General features: G+C 50.0%; 1 protein-coding gene. It reads right to left on the reverse strand.

The genetic code is table 11. From position 1 onward, the window contains the following. On the reverse strand, positions 1–2609 hold a 2609-nt coding region (locus AAGC65_RS25845; RefSeq protein ID WP_343115337.1), incomplete at its 3' end, for a hypothetical protein. Positions 2610–2652: the final 43 nt, after the last annotated feature.

Below are 2652 nucleotides of genomic sequence, written 5' to 3' on the forward strand. Positions count from 1 at the left end.
ATGATGTTCCAGGTATCATGGAAGCCGTCACCGTTTGGTGTAAAGAAGTTAGGGTAGTCCACAATGCTTACACCATCAAGTACTAACTCCCCACAGCTGAACTGGGTCTTAACATCATATACCGTTACCTTGTGAGGGCCTGCAGGCACATTGGTAAAGACAGGGCTATCCTGCCTTGGGCCATTGTCAAGCTGGTACTGGTACTGACCGTTACCTTCAACCACTACTGTGATTACCTGGTTATCGCTAAAGTAGTTCGTTACATAGTAACCTTTGCCGATTGGGCTTGCTATACCTGATTTGATCACACTGAACACAGGGGATGGCTCCGATACACACTCATTTGGCGCAGGGCCGGTTACCACTACTTCATAGTTGCCTTCTTCCATAGCAAGGTAGGTACCTGAAGCTGGGTCAGCACCGGTGATCTCAACTCCGTTTTTGTACCAGGTGTAGGTATGGCCGTTTGGTGTGATGCCACTGCTTAGCAGTAAGCCGTCTGTTGTGCCATCAGCATCCACACATATTGTATTGCTTCCATCAGGACCTGTGATCTCAGGCTCTGCAAGCCTTTCCACATGAAGGGTGAATGAGGTGATGTCGTGGCATTTGCTCACTGTAGCTGTATTGGTTACCCTGATCCAGATAGTCATATCATCAGCCGTGGTATTGGCATAGGCTGCCGGGTTGGCTATCGCATTCTCTGCGTTCTCTGCATCCTGCTGCGTTTCATAATACGTTACCTGGTAGTCTGCAGGGGATTGTGTGCCAAGGGCATCGGTTCCCGCAGGGGTAAGGTTCCAGGTAATGATACCATCATTAGCACCTTCATAGTCACATTCATCAAACTCAGTAGTAACTGCATTGGCAATAGCTGATTCCTCTACAAGAAGGGCAAGCTCTTTTACGATCTGGCATTTGGTAGTAAGGTTTACTACCCTTACATATACTGTAGCACTGCCTCCTGTTACAGGGTAGGCATTTACAGGCACGGCCGGGGTGGTTAAGGCTGCATCGGTAAAGATATCAACATCGTACTCACCACTGGTGTTGCCCCCAAGGGCTGTGTTCACATACCCCTGGATATCGAATAGGGCCGCCCCATCAGTGTTCTGCTCACAGATCGCATACGGTTCAAGGTCAGCTATCGGTGGCAGTGGGTTTACGATTAGCTCCAGGGCTACCACCTGTGCACATTTTGGCTCTGCAGGGTTGCCGTTGTTAAGGGCTACCCTTACATAGATTGTACCGCTTGCACTGGTATAGGCTGTTGGGGTAGCTATCGGGTTTTCATTATTGTTGGCATCTGCTTCTGTGGTAAAGTAGCTTAGCTCATAGTTGCTGCCGTTGTCTTTTATGTCTGCCTCTGCCTGGGTAAGGTCAAAGACCTCTGTTCCATCAGGGGCATTGTCATCACACATAACCAGTGGGTCTGGTGTGGTATCCGGTACAGGAAGGGCAAGCACCTTGATCGTTAGGGTCGTGTAGCTTACACAGCCAAGGTCGTTGGTTACCTTCACATACAGTGTTTTTGGGTTAGGCACCGCCGGGTTGGTATAATTTGTCGGGTTAGCTATAGGGGCTGCACCTGTCTTAGGGTCACTCTCATAGTACTGCACGGTATACCCCTGGCCCTGGCCTGCTGCCCCCAGTATCTCATCATCTTTCTGGGTTAAGTCAAACTCAGTCTGGCCATCGTTTGGAAGGGCTTCGTTACACTTAACAAATGGTGTTGGTGTGGTTAGCACCAGCGGGGTGTTGATAATAAGGGTAAAGCTCTCCACACTGAAGCAGTGCGTATCAGGGTCTTCAACCCTTACCCAGATCTGGGCACCGTTGGTTCCTGTATAGGTCGTTGGATTGGTGATCCTGTTAGCCAGCCCGCTCCTTGCCCCTGCCTCTGTGGTGTAGTACTCTACTTTTAACAGTGCAGGGATATCGCTAAGGTCAATGCCTAAGGCATCGGCGATAACTACCGTCTGTACCGTTAGGTCTACCACCTTTGTACCATTGATATTGTTATCGGCATCATCACAGAAGGTAAGGTCATCAAGGGCCGGCGACTGTGGCGCAGGCTCTACGATCAGCTTAAGCTCGTATGGGGTGATGTTGGTACATCCGCTCCTTGAATCCGTTACACCGGCATAGATAAACTGGATGTATGGTATAGCATTGATATACGCCTGCGGGTTAGGGATCGCATTGATGCCGTTTACCGCATCTTCTGAGGTAAGGTAGAATGCTACCTGTACATCCGGGTCGCCATTGACCATACCCGGGATCAGGGCTGCAAGGTTAAACTCTCCGATACCCTGCCCGTTGGTATCACATACCGTAAGTTCATCCTGGCTCGGCGGTAAGATGATCGGCTGGTGCTCTACCCTGATATCAAGGAAAGCTATTCGGAAACAGCCTGTGGCTGCATAGGCGATATTTACAAACAGGGTCTGTACCTGTGGCTCTTCGTTCTCATAGGCCATTGGCGTAGTGATCGCATTGGTCTTGCTCTGTGCCTCGGCAAAGGTCCTGTGGAAGGTGATGTCCATTCCGCTGGCATCAGCTACAAAATCAGGGATCTTTGTCGTAAGGTCAAAGACTTCTTTGTCCATTGGCGCAGTGGTATCGCAAAGGGTGTACACCGACTGGTTGGTT

This window comes from Mucilaginibacter sp. (assembly GCF_039207105.1).
Taxonomy (GTDB): domain Bacteria; phylum Bacteroidota; class Bacteroidia; order Sphingobacteriales; family Sphingobacteriaceae; genus Mucilaginibacter.